This window comes from Bradyrhizobium iriomotense, assembly GCF_030160715.1.
In the GTDB taxonomy this organism is placed as follows: Bacteria; Pseudomonadota; Alphaproteobacteria; order Rhizobiales; family Xanthobacteraceae; genus Bradyrhizobium; species Bradyrhizobium iriomotense.
On the sequence record NZ_BSOW01000044.1, the window covers coordinates 43,849 to 61,824 of the forward strand.

The 17,976-nt window shown below is 64.6% G+C and carries 17 protein-coding genes and 2 tRNA genes; 17 read left to right on the forward strand and 2 right to left on the reverse strand.

Features of this window, described 5'->3' with window-relative positions:
* The first annotated feature begins 6 nt into the window (after nt 1-6).
* The 4 genes from QQL28_RS39915 to QQL28_RS39930 all read left to right on the forward strand — a co-directional run bounded on the left by QQL28_RS39915 (nt 7) and on the right by QQL28_RS39930 (nt 2,862).
* The gene (locus tag QQL28_RS39915; protein WP_284274502.1) at nt 7-747 is read left to right on the forward strand and encodes a tRNA-uridine aminocarboxypropyltransferase; all 741 of its coding nucleotides are present in this window, start codon (nt 7-9) and stop codon (nt 745-747) included.
* Nucleotides 748-849: 102 nt separating this feature from the next.
* Complete coding sequence (locus tag QQL28_RS39920; protein WP_284274504.1) at nt 850-1,647, forward strand: ABC transporter permease; 798 nt, start codon at nt 850-852, stop codon at nt 1,645-1,647.
* A gap of 9 nt (nt 1,648-1,656) precedes the next feature.
* Nucleotides 1,657-2,424, forward strand: a complete 768-nt coding sequence (locus tag QQL28_RS39925; RefSeq protein WP_284274505.1) for an ABC transporter ATP-binding protein — start codon at nt 1,657-1,659, stop codon at nt 2,422-2,424.
* A gap of 364 nt (nt 2,425-2,788) precedes the next feature.
* A tRNA-Cys gene (locus QQL28_RS39930) sits at nt 2,789-2,862 on the forward strand.
* Between the two features lie 421 nt (nt 2,863-3,283).
* Here the strand turns inward: QQL28_RS39930 and QQL28_RS39935 are convergent.
* A complete protein-coding gene (locus tag QQL28_RS39935) occupies nt 3,284-3,463 on the reverse strand; it encodes a hypothetical protein (protein WP_284274506.1) in 180 nt (59 codons plus the stop codon).
* A gap of 268 nt (nt 3,464-3,731) precedes the next feature.
* Between QQL28_RS39935 and QQL28_RS39940 the strand changes: the two genes are divergently transcribed.
* The 11 genes from QQL28_RS39940 (at nt 3,732) to QQL28_RS39990 (ending at nt 15,545) form a co-directional block, all read left to right on the forward strand.
* Nucleotides 3,732-3,992: a hypothetical protein gene (locus QQL28_RS39940; protein ID WP_284274508.1), complete on the forward strand. Its 261-nt coding sequence runs from the start codon at nt 3,732-3,734 to the stop codon at nt 3,990-3,992.
* Between the two features lie 297 nt (nt 3,993-4,289).
* A complete protein-coding gene (locus QQL28_RS39945; RefSeq protein ID WP_284274510.1) occupies nt 4,290-5,453 on the forward strand; it encodes a PspA/IM30 family protein in 1,164 nt (387 codons plus the stop codon).
* A gap of 10 nt (nt 5,454-5,463) precedes the next feature.
* The gene (locus tag QQL28_RS39950; protein WP_284274512.1) at nt 5,464-6,141 is read left to right on the forward strand and encodes an OB-fold-containig protein; all 678 of its coding nucleotides are present in this window, start codon (nt 5,464-5,466) and stop codon (nt 6,139-6,141) included.
* An 11-nt stretch (nt 6,142-6,152) separates the two neighbouring features.
* The gene (locus tag QQL28_RS39955; protein ID WP_284274514.1) at nt 6,153-7,856 is read left to right on the forward strand and encodes a flotillin family protein; all 1,704 of its coding nucleotides are present in this window, start codon (nt 6,153-6,155) and stop codon (nt 7,854-7,856) included.
* A 228-nt stretch (nt 7,857-8,084) separates the two neighbouring features.
* Nucleotides 8,085-8,453, forward strand: a complete 369-nt coding sequence (locus QQL28_RS39960; protein ID WP_284274516.1) for a hypothetical protein — start codon at nt 8,085-8,087, stop codon at nt 8,451-8,453.
* Nucleotides 8,454-8,605: 152 nt separating this feature from the next.
* Nucleotides 8,606-8,680, forward strand: a tRNA-Asn gene (locus QQL28_RS39965).
* Between the two features lie 154 nt (nt 8,681-8,834).
* On the forward strand, nt 8,835-9,014 hold the full coding sequence (locus tag QQL28_RS39970; protein WP_284274517.1) for a hypothetical protein: 180 nt from the start codon (nt 8,835-8,837) through the stop codon (nt 9,012-9,014).
* Between the two features lie 139 nt (nt 9,015-9,153).
* On the forward strand, nt 9,154-9,819 hold the full coding sequence (locus QQL28_RS39975; RefSeq protein WP_284274518.1) for a protein-L-isoaspartate O-methyltransferase family protein: 666 nt from the start codon (nt 9,154-9,156) through the stop codon (nt 9,817-9,819).
* A gap of 196 nt (nt 9,820-10,015) precedes the next feature.
* A complete protein-coding gene (locus QQL28_RS39980) occupies nt 10,016-11,422 on the forward strand; it encodes a TolC family outer membrane protein (protein WP_284274526.1) in 1,407 nt (468 codons plus the stop codon).
* Between the two features lie 324 nt (nt 11,423-11,746).
* Nucleotides 11,747-12,514: a PopZ family protein gene (locus QQL28_RS39985; protein WP_284274519.1), complete on the forward strand. Its 768-nt coding sequence runs from the start codon at nt 11,747-11,749 to the stop codon at nt 12,512-12,514.
* Nucleotides 12,515-12,671: 157 nt separating this feature from the next.
* Complete coding sequence (locus QQL28_RS39990; RefSeq protein WP_284274520.1) at nt 12,672-15,545, forward strand: valine--tRNA ligase; 2,874 nt, start codon at nt 12,672-12,674, stop codon at nt 15,543-15,545.
* A 14-nt stretch (nt 15,546-15,559) separates the two neighbouring features.
* On the opposite strand, the gene QQL28_RS39995 is transcribed toward QQL28_RS39990, so the two are convergent.
* On the reverse strand, nt 15,560-16,162 hold the full coding sequence (locus tag QQL28_RS39995; RefSeq protein WP_284274521.1) for a DNA-3-methyladenine glycosylase: 603 nt from the start codon (nt 16,160-16,162) through the stop codon (nt 15,560-15,562).
* Nucleotides 16,163-16,292: 130 nt separating this feature from the next.
* On the opposite strand from QQL28_RS39995, the gene lipA reads away from it, so the two are divergent.
* Together lipA and QQL28_RS40005 are read left to right on the forward strand one after the other, a co-directional pair.
* Nucleotides 16,293-17,249 (forward strand): lipoyl synthase, encoded by a 957-nt coding sequence (lipA, locus tag QQL28_RS40000; RefSeq protein ID WP_284274522.1) that lies wholly within the window; start codon nt 16,293-16,295, stop codon nt 17,247-17,249.
* A gap of 6 nt (nt 17,250-17,255) precedes the next feature.
* Nucleotides 17,256-17,726: a type II toxin-antitoxin system RatA family toxin gene (locus tag QQL28_RS40005; RefSeq protein WP_284274523.1), complete on the forward strand. Its 471-nt coding sequence runs from the start codon at nt 17,256-17,258 to the stop codon at nt 17,724-17,726.
* Nucleotides 17,727-17,976: the final 250 nt, after the last annotated feature.

The window sequence follows — 17,976 nt, forward strand, 5'->3', positions numbered from 1 at the left end:
GGCTGGATGTCGAACCCGCCTGACGTCACCACCGCAGCTCCCGAGCCGATCCCCGAATGTCCGCACTGCCAGAAGCCGATGCCGCTGTGCATCTGCGACAGCGTCACGCCGCTCGGCAGCCGCATCGCGCTCCTGATCCTCCAGCATCCGCAGGAGCAGGACAGGGCGCTCGGCACCGCACGGCTGACGGCGCGGCATTTTGCCGATGCGACGCTGCGGGTCGGGCTGTCGTGGCCGAGCCTTGCCAAGGCGCTCGGCCGGCCGGTCGCGGATCCCGCGCGCTGGGCGGTGCTCTATTTGGGATCGGCGCGCGCCACCGATCTCGATAGCGAGGCCGATATCATCGCGCTCACGCGCAAGGGCGAGATCGCCGACAATCAGCGCGCCATCCTGAGCAGGATCGAGGGCGTTGTGCTGCTCGACGGCACCTGGAGCCAGGCCAAGGCGCTGTGGTGGCGCAATCCCTGGATGCTGAAGTGCCAGCGCGTGATCCTCAATCCCGCAGCCCCCTCGCGTTATGGGCGCTTGCGCCGCGAGCCGCGCCGCGACGGGCTCGCCACCATCGAGGCCGCGGCCATGATGCTCGCAAGCCTCCAGCGGCGGCCCGATATCGCCGAAACGCTGCATGCGAGTTTTGAACGGATGTTAACACGCTATCGCGAAGTGCTGGCCGAGATGCCCGAACTTGCGCCAAAACCCGCAGGCCGAGGCCGCCGGCGCGATTTCCGCCGCAACCGCCGCGGTTGACCTTACCGTCGAGGGCTTGCCCGCTGCGGAGCGGACAGATACAGACCCGAGGGGACATTGCCATCCCGTGATCGGGTCCAGGATTGGAAAGCCAGGAGCGGGATGGAAAATCGCATTCAGGCTGCGGCCAGCGAAATTGTCCGGCAAAGCGCGCAATTCGACCGCTGGGGCACGCTTGCCCTGATGGACATCTCCTTGCGTTATCGCCGCACCGTGATCGGCCCGCTCTGGATCACGTTGACGCTCGCGGCGACCATCGCCAGCGTCGGCACGGTCTATGCGACGCTGTTCAAGCAGGACGTCGCGGTCTTCCTGCCGTCCTTCGCCGTCGGCCTGATCGTCTGGACCCTGATCGCCGCAACGCTCCAGGAAGGCTCCAACGTCTTCGTGGCCTCCGGCCACCTGATCAAGGCGGTGCCGGCGCCGCTGATCGTGCACGTGCTTCAGATGACGGCGCGCAACGTCGTCATCTTCCTGCACCATCTGCTCCTGGTCGTCCTGCTCTATGTCGTGATGCCCTGGCCGCTGCACTGGACCTTGCTGCTCGCCGTTCCCGGCTTTGCGATCCTGCTGGTCACGCTGGTCGGGGCTGCGACTGCGCTCGGGCTGCTCTGCGCGCGCTTTCGCGACATCGGATCGGCGATCGTCAGCGGCCTTCAATTCGTGTTCTTCCTTACGCCGATCATCTGGACCGAGGACGCAGTGCGCGGCACCGCCTTCCACTGGCTGACGCGGGTCAATCCGTTCGCAACCCTGCTCGATCTCGTGCGCAAGCCGCTGTTGTCGCAAGCAACCGATCCGGAGCAATGGCTGCTCGGATCGGTCTACGCGGTCGGCATGGCGATGATCGGCCTCGGCTGCTACGCGAGATATCGCCATCGCGTGGCGTACTGGCTCTAGGTGCGCGCCATGAGCTCGGCTGCCCACATCGTGCTGCGCAATGTCTCGGTCGCGTTTCCCGTGCTGTCGTTTCGCGACCGCTCGCTGCGCAGCCGGTTCGTGCGCGCGGTGACGTTGCGGAGCGCCGGCAACGCGCCGCGCCCGCGCCTTGTCTCCGCGCTGAACGGCGTCGACCTCGAGATCCGCGCCGGCGACCGGCTCGGCATCATCGGCGCCAATGGCGCCGGCAAGACCACGCTGCTCAGGGTGCTGGCCGGCATCTACCATCCGACCGCGGGCACGGTCGATGTCTGCGGCCGCTGCCTGTCGCTGTTCGATCTCGCCGCCGGCTTCGACGAGGAGGCGACCGGTTACGAGAACATCCTGCGGCGCGGGCTGGTGATCGGAGCGCGGCGCACCGAGATCGAGGCGCGACGTGCGGAGATCGCCGAGTTCACCGAGCTCGGCGATCGGCTTGATCTGCCGCTACGCACCTATTCCAGCGGCATGATGCTTCGCCTGATCTTCGCGGTCGCGACCGCGATCGAGGGCGAGATCGTGCTGCTCGATGAGTGGATCGGCGTCGGCGACCAGCAGTTCCGCAAGAAAGCGCGCCAGCGGCTCGATGCAATCGTGGCACGTGCCGGCATCCTCGTGCTCGCCTCGCACGACATCGATCTCATCAAGAACACATGCAACCGTGCGATCCTGTTGCGCGAGGGACGGATCGCCGCCGCGGGTTCGACCGAAGACATCCTCGACCAATATCTGGCTGGCACCGGCGAGGGCAGGGCGTAGCTCCCGGCCTGCTGCCGGCACCCAGAATCGGATGCTACGGCTCAATCGCGTTTGTGACCTGACCAAGGCGAGCGCGGCAAAAAAACGGAAATTATGTGCTGGAGCCCCTGACAGGGTTGAGCGATCGTAGACACTGAGCACTACAGCTTAAAGTGGTGCCACCAGGGAAAACGCTCATGCTCGCCGCGCTCGAGATCAATTTTGCGCTGTGGGGGATGATCATCTGCGCAAGCCTCAAGCTGGTGCAGATGTTTGGATAGCGGCCGCCCCGCCGCAATTTGGACGAGCTTCCACAACTGATCGGGAAGTCGGATGAAGGCGGTTGCCTAAGTCCTTGATCCCCTATATCAGTCCGCCCCTACGGGGCCACGTGGCGGAGTGGTTACGCAGCGGTCTGCAAAACCGTTTACACCAGTTCAATTCTGGTCGTGGCCTCCATCACAAACTCCTGATTTCCCAGCATAAATTACGCCGGCGCGGGAACCCGTTCTCCGCCCCATGAGGCGGCGCGCAGGGAATTCACCCGGATTTGTCCGGGGTTGGCGGTTAACCGCGATTCAGCTGCCTTGGCATGAAGATCGCATCACCTAGATGATGAATGCCTAGCCGAGAAACCTTGGAGCGCACGTGGGCGAGATCGTCCGATTCATTCCAAAGTCCGAGCTCGAGCGGGCCCGTCTGATACGGGAAGCCCGCGCGATCTACGAGAGCATCTTTCCGTCCGCAGATCCCGTCAGGGAGCGGCGCGAGTCGGAAGACCAGTCAGGCACTCAAAGCTGATTGATCGTCTCCGCGGGATGCGAAGCGGCGACCCGTTCTGACGGTCGTAGCGGTGAGAGAGGAGCGCGGGACGTCGCGCTCAGCAGGCGGCGTACCAGCCATCCGGAAACGGCAGCAGCGGCCAGGCGCCCTCGTTGTCGTTGGCGGCTTTGAGCAGCACGTCGAATTTCCACGAGCGGGACACGAATTCCTCCTCCGGCACGGGCTCGATGGCGGCGCGCACGGCATCCAGCAGCAAGTTGAATTCGGCTTCGCTCATCGCACCCTCCGGACCATTCCCGACGGCGCAAATTCGCAAAACCGGCTTTTCTCCCAATTGAGCGGATCGGTCGAATTTTATCGATCCGGCGATTGGCGCTCGATTGGTTAGCGATTTCCTAAGAATCCCCGCGCGGGACCGTATGCGGTTCCATCTCCGCGTCAGTGTGAAGGAGATCACATTCCCAGAGGTTTATTTCCCGCAAGATCTGGCGTGACACCGGTCAACGAAGGCCGGTGCGGGCGAGGCCGACAGGAGGCGCGAGGTCATGAAGGCGAGGTTCCTGAAGTTTGCAGGCGTGAAGAGCCGGGCCCGCCGGGCCTCGACTCTCGGATTGTTCCTGACGCTGTTTGCTTCCGCAGCCTCCGCGCAAGGCACGCAAGAGCAGCGCCGGGCCTGCACCCCCGACGTTTACCGTCTCTGCGCCGGCGAGATCCCCAACGTCCGCGCCATCACCGCGTGCCTGCGCCGCAACAAGCCGAGCCTGAGCGAGGCCTGCCGCGCCGTGTTCGAGCAAGCGGGCGGCTAAGCCAGCTGCCTGTGGGTTCGTGCGCAGCAAGTGTAGCTACGCGCTGTGGAAATCGACACGGCTCGCCTGTGGATATGCTGCGGACGAACTGTGCGTTGAGCCAGGGCCGTCCCCAGTGCTCCCATTTCAATGAAAATTGCAACCGGCGCGTGCAAGAAGTCTTGATCGGCGGTGATCTATCGGTGACCTGGCGCCTTGAACGCCGCCTGTGCCGGCGGCGACTAATCGATACCGTGCATGAGGATCAGTGAAACGTGATCGGCCACCCCCCTTGTAAAGCACCAAAATGGTGCTTTAGTGCTTTCCATGAGCCCGTCGCCCCGACAAGCGCCGTCCGCGCTGCGCTACAGGCTCGCCCCTGAGCCGGCCGTCAAAGCCGCACTGGAGGCGACCTTCGAGGCCTATGACCGCATGATGGAGATCCTGGAGGAGGTCGCCCGTACGCATAATGTGGGCTCCAACGTCGTGCTGCTGCATGCCCACGCCTACGACGCGATCCGGAAACAGACCGGTCTGCCGTCACGCCTGGTAACGCTGGGCCTGCGCGACCGCGCCGACTATCGCGCGGCGAGCGGACGACGGCTGCCGCTCGACGACAAGCTCGCCAAGCTCAAGGGCCCGACCACGATCTCGATCGCCACCGTGCAGGGGCGCTTCAGCGTGCCGTTCGACTACGTCGGCTACGCCGAGGGCTGGGGTCAGAGCGTGCCCGCCCACCTGATCCGCACCGATGACGGTTTCGAAATTCACTACGGCGTCACGCCGAACAATCTGCCAGAGGAGGAGAACGCCATGGATACCATCGCTGCCGCTCCCGAGAACTTCCTGTCCCGGGTCGGGCGCCTGATCGCAGGCATCGCCTATGACGCGATCGAGCAGGCCGAAGGCAAGAACAAGCTGAAGGTCGTGGGCCAGGCCATCCGCGAGATCGAGAACGCCGAGAACGAGGCGCGCGAGGCGCTCGCGGCCGCGCGCGCCGAGGAATATCGGTTGAATGCCCGGCGCAGCGAGATCGAGCGCGCAATGACGGATCTTGCCGCAAAGATCCAGGGCGCGATCGACGATAGCCGTGACGACCTCGCCCGCGCCGGCATCGCGCGGCAGATGGACCTCGAAGCGCAGTTCGAGGTGCTGTCGCGCGCGATCGATGAGAACAACGAGAAGATCGAGCAATGCGTCACCTCGCTGCGCGCGGTGCTCTCGGCACTCCAGGATGCCGAGCAGCGGCGCGCCGATCTCGAGAAAAGCGAGGCGGCCGCGGGCACGCATTCAACCGCAACGTCGAAGAAGCAGGCCGGCAACGCGGCCGCAGCAAAGGCGCTGCGCGCGGGCAGGGCGGTGGCGCGGGCCACCGGCGTACCGACGGGCATTCCGTTCTCGAGCGACATCGACGAGCTCAGCGCGTTGCATCGCGACAAGGAGATTGCGGCGAGGCTCGCGCGGTTGAAGACGCGCTCCTGAGTTCGCGGCCATGAGCACATTGCTCGAACACGTGATGGCGCCTGAGGTCAGGCCGTTCGCGATCGCGGCGGCCATGATCGTCATTCTCGGCTCGGTCGAAGTCGTCTTGATGCTGATCGGGGCTTCCTTAAGCGAGATTCTCGGCATCGCGGTCGACTTCGGCCACGGTCACCCCAGCGACAGCGGCGTCGTCAACGCCATCTCCTGGATCAATCTCGGCGGCGTGCCGCTGTTGATCTTCATCCTGCTGCTGCTCGGCGCCTTCTCCATCACCGGCTTCCTGATCCAGGATATCGCGCGGCTGGTGGCCGGGCCCTTGCCGGCGAGCATCGCCTCGATCGGCGCGCTCGCCGCGTCCATCCCGCTGGTGCGCGTCTCCTCGGGCTTCATCGCAAGGATGATTCCCAAGGACGAAAGCTACGCGGTCGGCCTCGGCGATCTCGTCGGTCGTGTCGGTGAGGTCGTGATCGGTCCTCTCGATCAGGGACCGCCGGGCCGCGTCAGCGTCGCCGATGTCCATGGCAACCGGCATTTCGTCATGGCGGTCGCGGCGCTGGATTCGGCACCTCTGCCGCAGGGAACCCTTGTCCTGCTCGTCGACCGCGTCGGCACCCGCTTCGTGGCGGTGAAAGCCGACGATGAACTCAAACCATCCAAATCCACTCTAAGCAATCAGCAAAGCATTTAGCGGAGAGACCTATGTTCGACATCGCAGTCCCGGCCATGATCGGCGTAGCGCTGATCGTCGTCCTGGGCATCGTTTTCACCATCCTGTACAAGCGAGCCACACGCGACGAGGCGTTCGTCCGCACTGGCCTCGGTGGCAAGAAGGTCGTGCTCGACGGCGGCGCCATGATCCTGCCGATCTTCCACTCCTATGCCAGCGTCAACCTGAAGACGCTGCGGCTCACGGTCGAGCGCAAGGAGCGGGAATCGCTGATCACGAAGGACCGGCTCCGCGTCGACATCGTCGCCGAATTCTACGTCCGCGTTCGCCCGGATGATGAGAGCATTGCGCTCGCAAGCCAGACATTGGGCGCACTGACCAATGACGCCGAAGCCTTGCGTAATCAGGTCGAAGCCAAGTTCGTCGACGGCCTGCGGTCTGTGGCGGCCACCATGACCATCCTGGAATTGCAGGAGAAGCGCAGCGATTTCGTCAAGCACGTGCAGGCGACCGTCGAATCCGACGTCAAATCCAACGGACTTGAACTGGAGTCGGTGTCATTGACGAAACTCGACCAGACCGACGTCAAGTTCTTCAACCCGGAAAACTTCTTCGACGCGGAGGGTCTTACCCAGCTCAAGACCATCACCGAGACCCGCCGGCGCGACCGCAACGCCATCGTGCGCGACAACGAGGTGGCGATCGCGCAAAAGGACCTCGAGGCGCGGCAGCAGACCCTCGGGATCGAGCGGACCAAGAAGGAGGCCGAGCTCTCGCAGGAGCGCGACATCGCCAACAAGACGGCAAGCACGCGTGCCGAAGTAGCCACCGCGACACAGACCGCGCGCCTGACCGAGGAGAATGCCCGTATCGACACCGATCGTGCGGTCGCCGAGAAAGAGGCCGGCGCCAAGCAGATCAAGGAAACGGCGGTGATCGAATCCGATCTCGCGATCAACAAGCGCAAGACCGACGCGCAGCGCGAGATCCAGATCGCAACGCAGGAGAACGAGATCCAGATCGCCGCGAAGAGCAAGCAGACCTCCGAAGCCGTTGCCGAAGCCAAGACGGCGGAAGCCGTGGCGGTGTCCGCGGAGGAAAAGGTCGTGACCGCGCGCGCGGTCGAGGTCGCCGACCGCGCCCGCCTGACCCAGGTGCTCGCCGCGCGCACCGAGGCCGAGCGCAAATCGACCGAGCTGATCGTCGCGGCGGAAGCCGAGAAGAAGGCGGCGCTCGACCGCGCCGAGGCCACCAAGACGCTCGCGAGCGCGGAAGCCGAGGCCAACAAGATCAAGGCGGTCGGCGTCAAGAACATCGGTGAAGCCGAGGCCGCCGTGATCACCATGAAGAACGAGGCGCAGAACAAGCTCGGCAGCAACGTCATCGATTTCGAGATCGCCAAGAAGCGGATCGAGATGACGCCATCGGCGCTCGCCGAGATGGTGAAGCCGATCGCCAACATCAAGGACGTCCGCATCCTGCACACCGGCGGCGCGTTCGGCGGCAACGGCGCAAACGGCAGCAATGCCGGCTTCGGCGAAGGTCTCGCCGGCGAGCTCTTGAAGGTGCATGCACTGCGGCCGATGATCGACGAGATCCTGCGCCAGAGCGGTTTTGCCCCGGGTGAGGATCCCGTGAAGGCGCTGGTCGGCGCCGTCACCGGCAAGAGCAATGGTGCCGCTGTCGAGGTTGCCGCGAGTGTGCCAGCGCCTCAGAAAACCGACGCCGCAGAGTAGGCTGTGAATGCGTCGGCTATGAATGCCCATTCATTGCTGGCGCGAGCCCTAGTCGATAAGAACAGGCCGTACGCTTCTCGCGTGGCGTACCGTTCCGGAGTGCAGGTCGATCGTGTGTTGAGCCTTTCGATCGCTCTCCGAACGAAACCTGGAGGCAACGCCATTGGTTGCCCCGGCACCTGCGCCCGACGTGCAGGCGCCGGATGTTCTTTTGATCGGGGCTCTCTCATGAAGTATTTTCTTGCTGCACTCATTGCGCTCGGTCTCTCGGTCGCAGCCGTGCCGTCGCAGGCCGCGGATTCCCGCAACGTCTCCGTCGTCAACGAGACCGGCTACGCCATCAAGTTTCTCGGCTTCAATTCACCGGACGATGGTCTGGACGAATGGGACAACGAACTCGACAAGGTCTTGCAGAACCAGGCGAGTACTTATGTCGAGTTCGACGACGACGATGAAGGATGCGTCTGGAACATCCGCGTCGACTGGCAGAACTACAACGAGGCCGTGCTGTGGAAGAACGTCAACCTCTGCAAGTTCAACGTGCTGAGGCTGCGCTACGACCCCGGCACCAAGACGACCTCGTTCGTCGCGGAGTGAGTAACTGATCGCAAATTCGCCAACGCCTGTGACCGGGCAGAGGAGGGGTGTATGCTCTTCCTCACACAGGTGCGGAATGTGACGAATTCGTCCTTTGCAAGCGCCGGAGGCTTTGTTATACGCAGCCCCGCGCGAACGCAGGTTCGCCCTTTTCCTCGGTAGCTCAGCGGTAGAGCATCCGACTGTTAATCGGATGGTCGCTGGTTCGAATCCAGCCCGGGGAGCCAAATTTATCATCAAATTCAATATCTTGCCGCGCGCTCCTGTGAGCCGTTCACGCGGTCGTGCACATCGTCTGCCGCGACGACATCGGAACGACGCCAAATCGACTCAATTGAAATCGAGGTTCCCTGACGCCGGGCTTACGCGGAGCTGATTCCGATGCCGAACGTTCAGGTCGACCATTCCCAAATGGCCCCCTCGATTCTGCCCAACGACATCCCCGATCTCAGCGACGACGAATGTCTCGCGCTGCTCGCGCGTGCGGTCGAGGCACGCGATTCGACCCGGCTCGACGAAGTCGCAGCCTTGATCGGCCGGCTCGCCGTCGCGATCGAATAGGGCGCAAGGCGTCAACCCTGTGTGACGGGGCCCGAGGCTGCCCGCCTTCGGGTAATCGTCGTGTTGCGTTTTGGCGGGGCATGTTCCAAAGATGCCGTCACGTTTTCCCGCGGCGCCGTCCGCATTCCAGGGTTCCCCAATGTCCGGTTTTGCGACCGCGCGCCAAAAGATGGTCGATGGCCAGGTGCGCACCAGTGACGTCACCGATCGCCGCATCCTCGATGCCATGCTCGCGGTTCCCCGCGAGGCTTTCGTGCCCGCAAGCCGGCAGGCGCTGGCCTATCTCGACCTCGATCTCGACGTGGCCGAAGGCGGATCGGCCAAGCGGTATCTGATCAAGCCAGCGCTCACCGCCAAGCTGCTTCAGGCGGCCGAGATCGGCGAGGCTGATCATGTCCTGGTGGTCGGCTGCGCCACCGGTTACGTCGCGGCCCTTGCCGCCAGGCTCGCTGCGCAGGTCACGGCTACCGAAAGCGATTCGGCACTTGCCGCAAAGGCGAAGAGCAATCTGGCCGCCCTGGGATTTGCGAACGTGGCGTGCGCAGCGGCGCCCTGCGCGGATGGGGACCCGGCGGCCGCTCCGTACGATGTGATCATCGTGAACGGGGCGACCGAAGTGACGCCCAGCACGCTCTTCGAGCAGCTCAAGGAGGGTGGGCGGCTGATCGGCGTGTCGGCCGAGACGACGCCCCAGCGGGCCATGATCGTGACCCGCGCCCACGGCGAATTTGGCCACCGTGCACTGTTCGACGCGGCAGCCCCGGTGCTTCCGGGCCTCACGCGGGCACCCGCCTTCGTCTTTTGACGGTGGAACCCGTTAAAAATACCGTTCTGAATCAGAAGTGTGGCAGGGATGCTGCACGTGAAGAGTTTCCGCTTCGAACAACCGTCAGGTAGTTCCGTCCGGCCGGTCCGCGTCCTATGGTAGGGCGGGGGCAACGACTCTCTGTCACCCGGCTCGCGGGCACGAGCCGGCGATAAGAATGAAACGGAATTTCTGGATGCATGGGGTGAAGCTCTTCACCGGAGCTGCGGTTTCGGTCCTCCTGATGGCGCTCGCCGGGCAGTCGCCTGCCTTGGCTGAGACGATCGAAGGCGCATTGGTGCGCGCCTATCAGGACAATCCGCAGCTCAACGCGCAGCGCGCATTTGTCCGCACGACAGACGAAAACGTGCCCCAAGCATTGTCGGGCTATCGGCCCAAAGTCTCGCTGAGTGCGAGCGCCGGCGTTCAATACTTACACACCGACTCGACGGCGGCCAGTGGATCTGGCCGTGTGATACACCAGATCCTAAGTGGCAATAATGCACCGCGTGCGGCCGGGCTCACCGTGTCCCAGACGCTGTTCAACGGCAACCAGACCGCTAACCGGACCCGGGCCGCGGAGAATCAGGTTTCTGGCGCTCGCGAGGGATTGCGCAATCTCGAGCAGCAGGTGCTGTTCTCGGCAGCGCAGGCCTATATGGACTACCTGCGTGATTCGGCGACGGTCGAGGTCAACAAGAGCAACGTGCGCGTGCTCGAGCAGACGCTGAAGCAGACGCGAGACCGCTTCAACGTCGGCGAAGTCACCCGCACCGACGTGGCACAGTCCGAGGCACAACTGGCCGCGGGTCGCACCCTCGAGCAGCAGTCCGAGGCCACGCTGACGGCGACACGCGCGAACTATCGGCGCATCATCGGCAACGAGCCCGTCAATCTCGCGCCCGGCTCGCCGGTGGATCGCTTGCTCCCGCAATCGCTGCCAAAAGCGGTCGAGCTCTCGCTCATCGAAAACCCGACGGTGACGGCGGCGATGTACGGCATCGATGTTGCGTTCATGAACGTCAAAGTGAACGAAGGCGCGCTGCTGCCGACGCTCTCGCTCCAAGCCTCGGTCAATCAATCCTATGAGCAAACTCTGATCACTCCAAGCTCGTTCAACGCTGCCGCGATCGCACAGGCCTCGATGCCACTGTATCAAGGCGGCGCAGAATATTCGCTGATCAGGCAGTCCAAGGAGACGCTGGCGCAGCAGCGCCTCACGCTCGATCAAACGCGCGACCAGGCTCGGTCCGACACCGTATCGGCCTGGGGCCAGCTCGAAGCGTCCAAGGCGCAGGTGCAATCGGCGCAGGCCCAGGTGACGGCATCCGAGATCGCACTGAACGGTGTGCGCGAGGAGGCGAAGGCCGGCCAGCGCACCACGCTCGACGTCCTCAACGCACAGCAGGCACTGGTCAACGCCCGCATCAATCTCGTGAACGCGCAGCACGATCGCGTCGTGAACTCCTATCGCGTTCTCAGCTCGGTCGGCCGCCTGTCGCCGATCGTGCTCGGCCTGAAGACCAACGTCTACGATGCCAGCGTGCACTACCAGCAGGTGCGCGATAGCTGGGTCGGCGTGCGCACGCCCGACGGACGCTGATCTCCGCAACGAGGTCGGCGTCGTCCAAGAGCGATGCCGACCTGCGATACCGACCCGCGGTTTGCTTGCAATCATCAAACGCCCTGACATAGCCTTTCACTGAGGTGAGGGCGCGATTCGCATCGCACCTCCTGTTGTTTGCGTACGGCTTCGGTGAAGTGGGCAGGGGACGCACCGCCGCGCGATGAGTCGCAATCGCCTTGACTTGGGGACAAGTCGGGCTGTCGCGGCGAAAATCTCGAGCCACCTGTTCGGAACCGGCCAATCCTGTCGTGCTTGGTGTAAAACAACGCATGCGAGGGCGTTGATCATGTGGAGTCGGAGATGACGCAGCCTGCAAAGGTCCAAGAGCCCTCGATGGAGGAGATTCTGGCCTCGATCCGGCGCATCATTGCCGACGATGAGGCCAAGCCTCCGCTGGCCGAGAAGGCCGCTGAACCCGCCAGGCCCGCAGCCGCGCCGGCGCCCAAGCCGGCCGCGATGAATGACATTCCGCCGTCCAAGATCGCGCCGGCAAAGCCCGCCGCCGAAAAACCTGCTGCGCCACCAGCGGCTGCAAAGCCTGCGGCTCCGCCGCCGCCAGCACCGGCCGCAAGCAACAACCAGGACGATATCGACGCGCTGCTGGCGGGGCTGGACGAGGCGACCCCCGCGCCCGAGATGCGGGCACCGGAACCCGAGCCCGAACCCGACGTGCTCGAGCTGACGGACGAGATGGCGGTGGAAACGCCAGCGCCTCCGCCACCGAGCTTTCGCAAGGTCGAGCCGGGCGATGATATCGAATTCGCCGAAGCCGCGGCGCCGCCGTCCCGGTCGGCTCCTCCGCCACCGTCCTACCAGCCGGTCGATTTCAACGCGCCGCCGCTGCCGCCGCAGCAGCCGATCCTGGCGCAGACGACGATCTCGGCCGTCGAATCCGCCTTCAATTCCCTGGCCCATACCGTCCTGAGCTCGAATGCGCGGACGCTGGAGGATCTGGTCAAGGAGATGCTGCGGCCGATGCTGAAATCCTGGCTCGACGACAACCTGCCGGGCCTCGTTGAACGCATCGTGAAGGCGGAAATCGAGCGGGTCTCGCGCGGCGGCCGGTAAGGCCCCCGGCCGCGCGGTCCTGATAAAGCCCAGCTTTTATGTCCCATTCGGCCTGGTGACCGGGCCGGAAAGCCGCTTTGCCGCCGGGCTTTCCATAAACCATTCCGTTGACACTTTCCGTTGACTTGGCCCCCGTGCACGGCTTTTTAGCAGCCCCATGATCGAGAAAAACTACCAGCCCGCCGATATCGAAGCCCGCATGTCCGTCGTCTGGGAGGACAGCCTTGCCTTCAAGGCAGGCCGTCCCGACCGGCGCGACGCCACCCCCTTCACCATCGTGATCCCGCCGCCGAACGTGACGGGCTCGCTGCACATGGGCCACGCGCTCAACAACACGCTTCAGGACGTGCTGTGCCGCTTCGAGCGCATGCGCGGCCGCGACGTGCTGTGGCAGCCGGGCACCGACCACGCCGGGATCGCCACCCAGATGGTGGTCGAGCGGCAGCTGATGGAGCGTCAGCAGCCGGGCCGCCGCGAGATGGGCCGCGAGAAATTCCTGGAGCGGGTCTGGGAGTGGAAGGCCGAGAGCGGCGACACCATCATCAACCAGCTCAAGCGCCTCGGCGCCTCCTGCGACTGGTCGCGCGAGCGCTTCACCATGGACGAGGGCCTGTCGAAGGCCGTCATCAAGGTGTTTGTCGAACTGCACCGCGATGGCCTGATCTACAAGGACAAGCGGCTGGTGAACTGGGACCCGAAGCTGCTCACCGCGATCTCCGATCTCGAGGTGCAGCAGGTCGAGGTCAAGGGCAGCCTCTGGTATCTGCGCTATCCGATCGAGGGCAAGAGCTTCAGCCCCGACGATCCCGCGAGCTTCATCGTCGTCGCCACCACGCGCCCGGAGACCATGCTCGGCGATACCGGCGTCGCCGTGCATCCCGAGGATGAGCGCTACCAGAAGCTCGTCGGCAAGCACGTGATCCTGCCGCTCGTCGGCCGCAAGGTGAAGATCGTCGCCGACGACTATTCCGACCCCGAGAAGGGCTCGGGCGCGGTGAAGGTGACGCCGGCGCACGACTTCAACGATTTCGAGGTCGGCAAGCGCCATGGCCTGCGCCAGATCAGCGTGCTCGACAAGGAGGGCTGTCTCGACCTCGTCGACAATGAGGATTACCTGCGCGACCTGCCGGAGGGCGCCTCGCAATTCGCCGAGGAGTTCCACAACGTCGAGCGCTTCGCCGCGCGCAAGCGTATCGTCGAGCGGCTGGAGGCCTTCGGCTTCATCGAGCGCATCGAGCCGCACACCCATACGGTGCCGCATGGCGACCGCTCCGGCGTCGTGATCGAGCCCTTCCTCACCGACCAGTGGTACGTCGACGCCAAGACGCTGGCGAAGCCTGCCATCGCGGCCGTGCGGAGCGGCGCGACGACCTTCGTGCCGAAGAACTGGGAAAAGACCTATTACGAGTGGATGGAGAACATCCAGCCCTGGTGCATCTCGCGCCAGCTTTGGTGGGGCCATCAAATCCCGGCCTGGTATGGGCCGGACGGCAAGGTGTTCGTCGCCGAGACCGAGGAGGAGGCCGTCAGCCACGCGCTCGGCTACTACGTCGAGCAGGAGGTCATCACGCCGGAGCAGGGGCGCGAGATGGCGCTCGACCGCAACAAGCGCGAGGGCATCATCACCCGCGACGAGGACGTGCTCGACACCTGGTTCTCCTCCGCGCTCTGGCCGTTCTCCACCCTCGGCTGGCCAGACGACACGCCGGAGGTGAAGCGCTACTACCCGACCGACGTGCTGGTCACCGGCTTCGACATCATCTTCTTCTGGGTCGCCCGGATGATGATGATGGGCCTGCACTTCATGAAGGAGGCGCCGTTCTCGACCGTCTACATCCACGCGCTCGTCCGCGACGAGAAGGGCGCCAAGATGTCGAAGTCGAAGGGCAACGTCATCGACCCGCTGCACCTGATCGACGAGTACGGCGCCGACGCGCTGCGCTTCACGCTGGCCGCGATGGCCGCTCAGGGGCGCGACATCAAGCTCGCGACCAGCCGCGTCGAGGGCTATCGCAATTTCGCGACGAAGCTCTGGAACGCCTGCCGTTTCGCGGAGATGAACCAGTGCGTCGTGCCGGAGGGCTTCGAGCCCGCAAAGGCGACGCAGACGCTCAACCGCTGGATCGCACACGAGACGGCGCACACCACGCGCGAGGTGACGGAAGCGATCGAGGCTTATCGCTTCAACGATGCGGCGGGCGCGATCTACCGCTTCGTCTGGAACGTCTATTGCGACTGGTATGTCGAGCTCGCAAAACCCGTGCTGCTTGGTCCGGACGGTCCCGCCAAGGCCGAGACCCGCGCCATGGTCGCCTGGGCGCGCGACGAGATCCTGAAGCTGCTGCACCCCTTCATGCCGTTCATCACCGAGGAGCTGTGGGAGGTCACGGCCAAGCGCGAGGAACTGCTCACGCTGGCGTCCTGGCCGCTGAAGTCCACCGGGCCGACCGCGGAAGAGCTCGCGATGGTCGCGGCATCGATGCCGAATGACGGCGCCTTCATTTCCCCGATGGTGCTGCCGATCTTCGACCATGCCGACTTCACCGATCCTGCGGCGGAGGCCGAGATCGGCTGGGTGATCGATCTGGTGACGCAGATCCGCTCGGTGCGCGCCGAGATGAACATCCCGCCGGCGACGCTGACCACGCTGGTGCTGGCCGGCGCCTCCCCGGAGACGAAGGAGCGCGCGCCGCGCTGGGTCGATGTCATCAAGCGCATGGCGCGGCTGTCGGACATTTCCTTCGCCGATCGCGCGCCCGACGGCGCCGTGCAGATCCTGGTGCGCGGCGAGGTCGCAGCCCTGCCGCTGAAGGGCGTGGTCGATCTCGCTGCCGAGCGCGTGCGTCTCGACAAGGAGATCGCCAAGGCTGACGCCGACATCAAGCGCGCCGAGTCCAAGCTGGCGAACGAGAAATTCGTCGCCAACGCCGCCGAAGAGGTCGTCGAGGAGGAGCGCGAAAAGCGCGAGGCCGCGCTGGCGCGCAAGGCGAAGCTGCTCGAGGCCCTGGAGCGGCTGAAGCAGGTGTCGTAAGTCGAATCCCGGGCCTATTTCGGAAACGGCTTGCTGAGGAATTTCGAGCCCCTGATGCCATAGCGCCAGGGCAGCTCGGCCGCCTTGGTGATGCCGATCCGGATGCCCGTTGCGACTTCGACATCCTCCGTCCGGGCATGCAGGGCGATCGGTGGCCGGTCCAGCGGCAGCGTGTTGTGCGCGATCGTGATGCCGAGCGCCTCGGTCAGCTTCCCCGGGCCCGAACACAGCGCGTGCACGTCCTGGAGATGGCGGCGGCGACGCATCGCGACCAAGCCATGCGTCGGCTCCAGCGCCCGGATCAACACGGCACTGGCCGAGCCTTTCTCCTCGCAGACGAAGTTCACGCACCAGTGGATGCCGTAGGAGCGGTAGACATAGGCAAAGCCGGGCGGGCCGAACATGATCTGGTTCCGCGGCGTCGGTCCGTTGAAGGAGTGTGCTGCCGGCTCGGTATGATGATAGGCCTCGACCTCGACGATGATCCCGCCAACACCGTCGACCAGCAGCGTGGCGCCGATCAGGTCGGGGGCGACCTCGCGGACGTCGCGGTCGAAAAAGCCGCGCGTCAGGACTTTGCCCAGCCGCGGTGTGGAAGTCTTCGAGGTTGGAGCCATTCGAGGTGAGAATCGCCTGACAACAGAGCAGGATATTGCCCATATCTGCCATGTTCCCTGAAGCGGCGCGAGCCGGGTTGCGGCAGGCAGCCAGACCGACTAGGTAGGACCTGAACAGACCGGACAGATCATGGTCGTTATTGTCGATACCATCACGAACCCGCTGCGCCCGCGCCACCCTGAAAAGGTGAATCGCCCTGATTCCGCTTCGCCGCCGAAGCCGGACTGGATCCGCGTGCGCGCGCCCAGCAGCCGCGGCTATGCCGACACCCGCAACATCGTGCGTGCGAACGGCCTGCACACGGTGTGCGAGGAGGCGGGCTGCCCGAACATCGGCGAGTGCTGGGACAAGAAGCACGCCACCTTCATGATCATGGGCGACACCTGCACCCGCGCGTGTGCCTTCTGCAACGTCAAGACCGGCCTGCCCAACGCGCTCGATGCAGCCGAGCCGGAGCATGTGGCCGAGGCCACGGCCAAGCTGGGGCTCGCCCATGTCGTGATCACCTCGGTCGATCGCGACGATCTCGCCGATGGTGGCGCCGAGCATTTTGCCAGGACGATCCGCGCAATCCGCGCCGCCTGTCCCTCGACCACGATCGAAATCCTGACGCCCGACTTCCTGCGCAAGGAGGGGGCGCTCGAGATCGTTGCCGCGGCCAAGCCCGACGTCTTCAACCACAACCTCGAAACCGTTCCGTCGCGGTACCTGACGGTGCGGCCCGGTGCGCGCTATTTCCATTCGATCCGGCTGTTGCAGCGGGTCAAGGAGATCGATGCCACGATCTTCACCAAGTCCGGCATCATGGTCGGCCTCGGCGAGGAGCGCCACGAGGTGCTCCAGGTGATGGACGATCTACGCTCGGCCGACGTCGACTTCCTGACCATCGGCCAGTACCTCCAGCCGACCCGCAAGCACCACGCCGTGATGCGCTACGTGCCGCCGGATGAGTTTTCCTCGTATGAAAAGGTCGCCTACACCAAGGGATTTCTGATGGTATCGGCGAGCCCGCTGACCCGCTCGTCGCATCACGCCGGCGATGATTTCGCGAGACTGAAGGAAGCGCGGGCAGCTCAGGCCCGCTGAAGTCCTATGCATCGAGTTTCGAGCAAGCACCGCGTCAATCACAGCGCGACCGAGATGTTTGATCTGGTCGCCGATGTCGAACGCTACCCCGAATTCGTGCCGTTATGCAGCGCCTTGAAGGTGCGGCAACGGATTGCAAAACCCGACGGCACCGAGGTGCTGGTCGCCGACATGACGGTGTCGTTCAAGCTGGTCAAGGAGTCCTTCACCAGCCGGGTGACGCTCGACCGGGCCAATCTGAAAATCCTCGTCGAATATCTTCAAGGGCCGTTCAAGAACCTGGAAAACCGCTGGACCTTCGAGCCCAAGGGCGAGGGGGTCTGCGACGTCGGTTTCTTCCTCGCCTACGAGTTCAAGAGCCGCATGCTCGCAATGCTGATGGGCTCGATGTTCGACGCCGCGTTTGCGCGCTTCTCCGCCGCATTCGAGAAGCGGGCGGATGCGATCTACGGCCGGCCGAAGATCGCATCGTCGTAAGCTTCTCGGCATTCTTGTCCCGGACGCGCTGCAACGCGAAGTGTTGCCGCGCAGAGCCGGGACCCATGCAGCAATGGACTCCCCTGCGGCATGGGCCCCGGCTCTGCAGCGCACCGCTGAAGAAGCGCTGCGCCGCGTCCGGGGCACGGAGACGCAAACGACTGCCTCAACCCCGCGGCGGACGGCGCCGCTTCACCGCGCCCCGGCGCGGCGAACGCGCCACCCGCGGCCGCAGGCGGCTTGCGGCCTC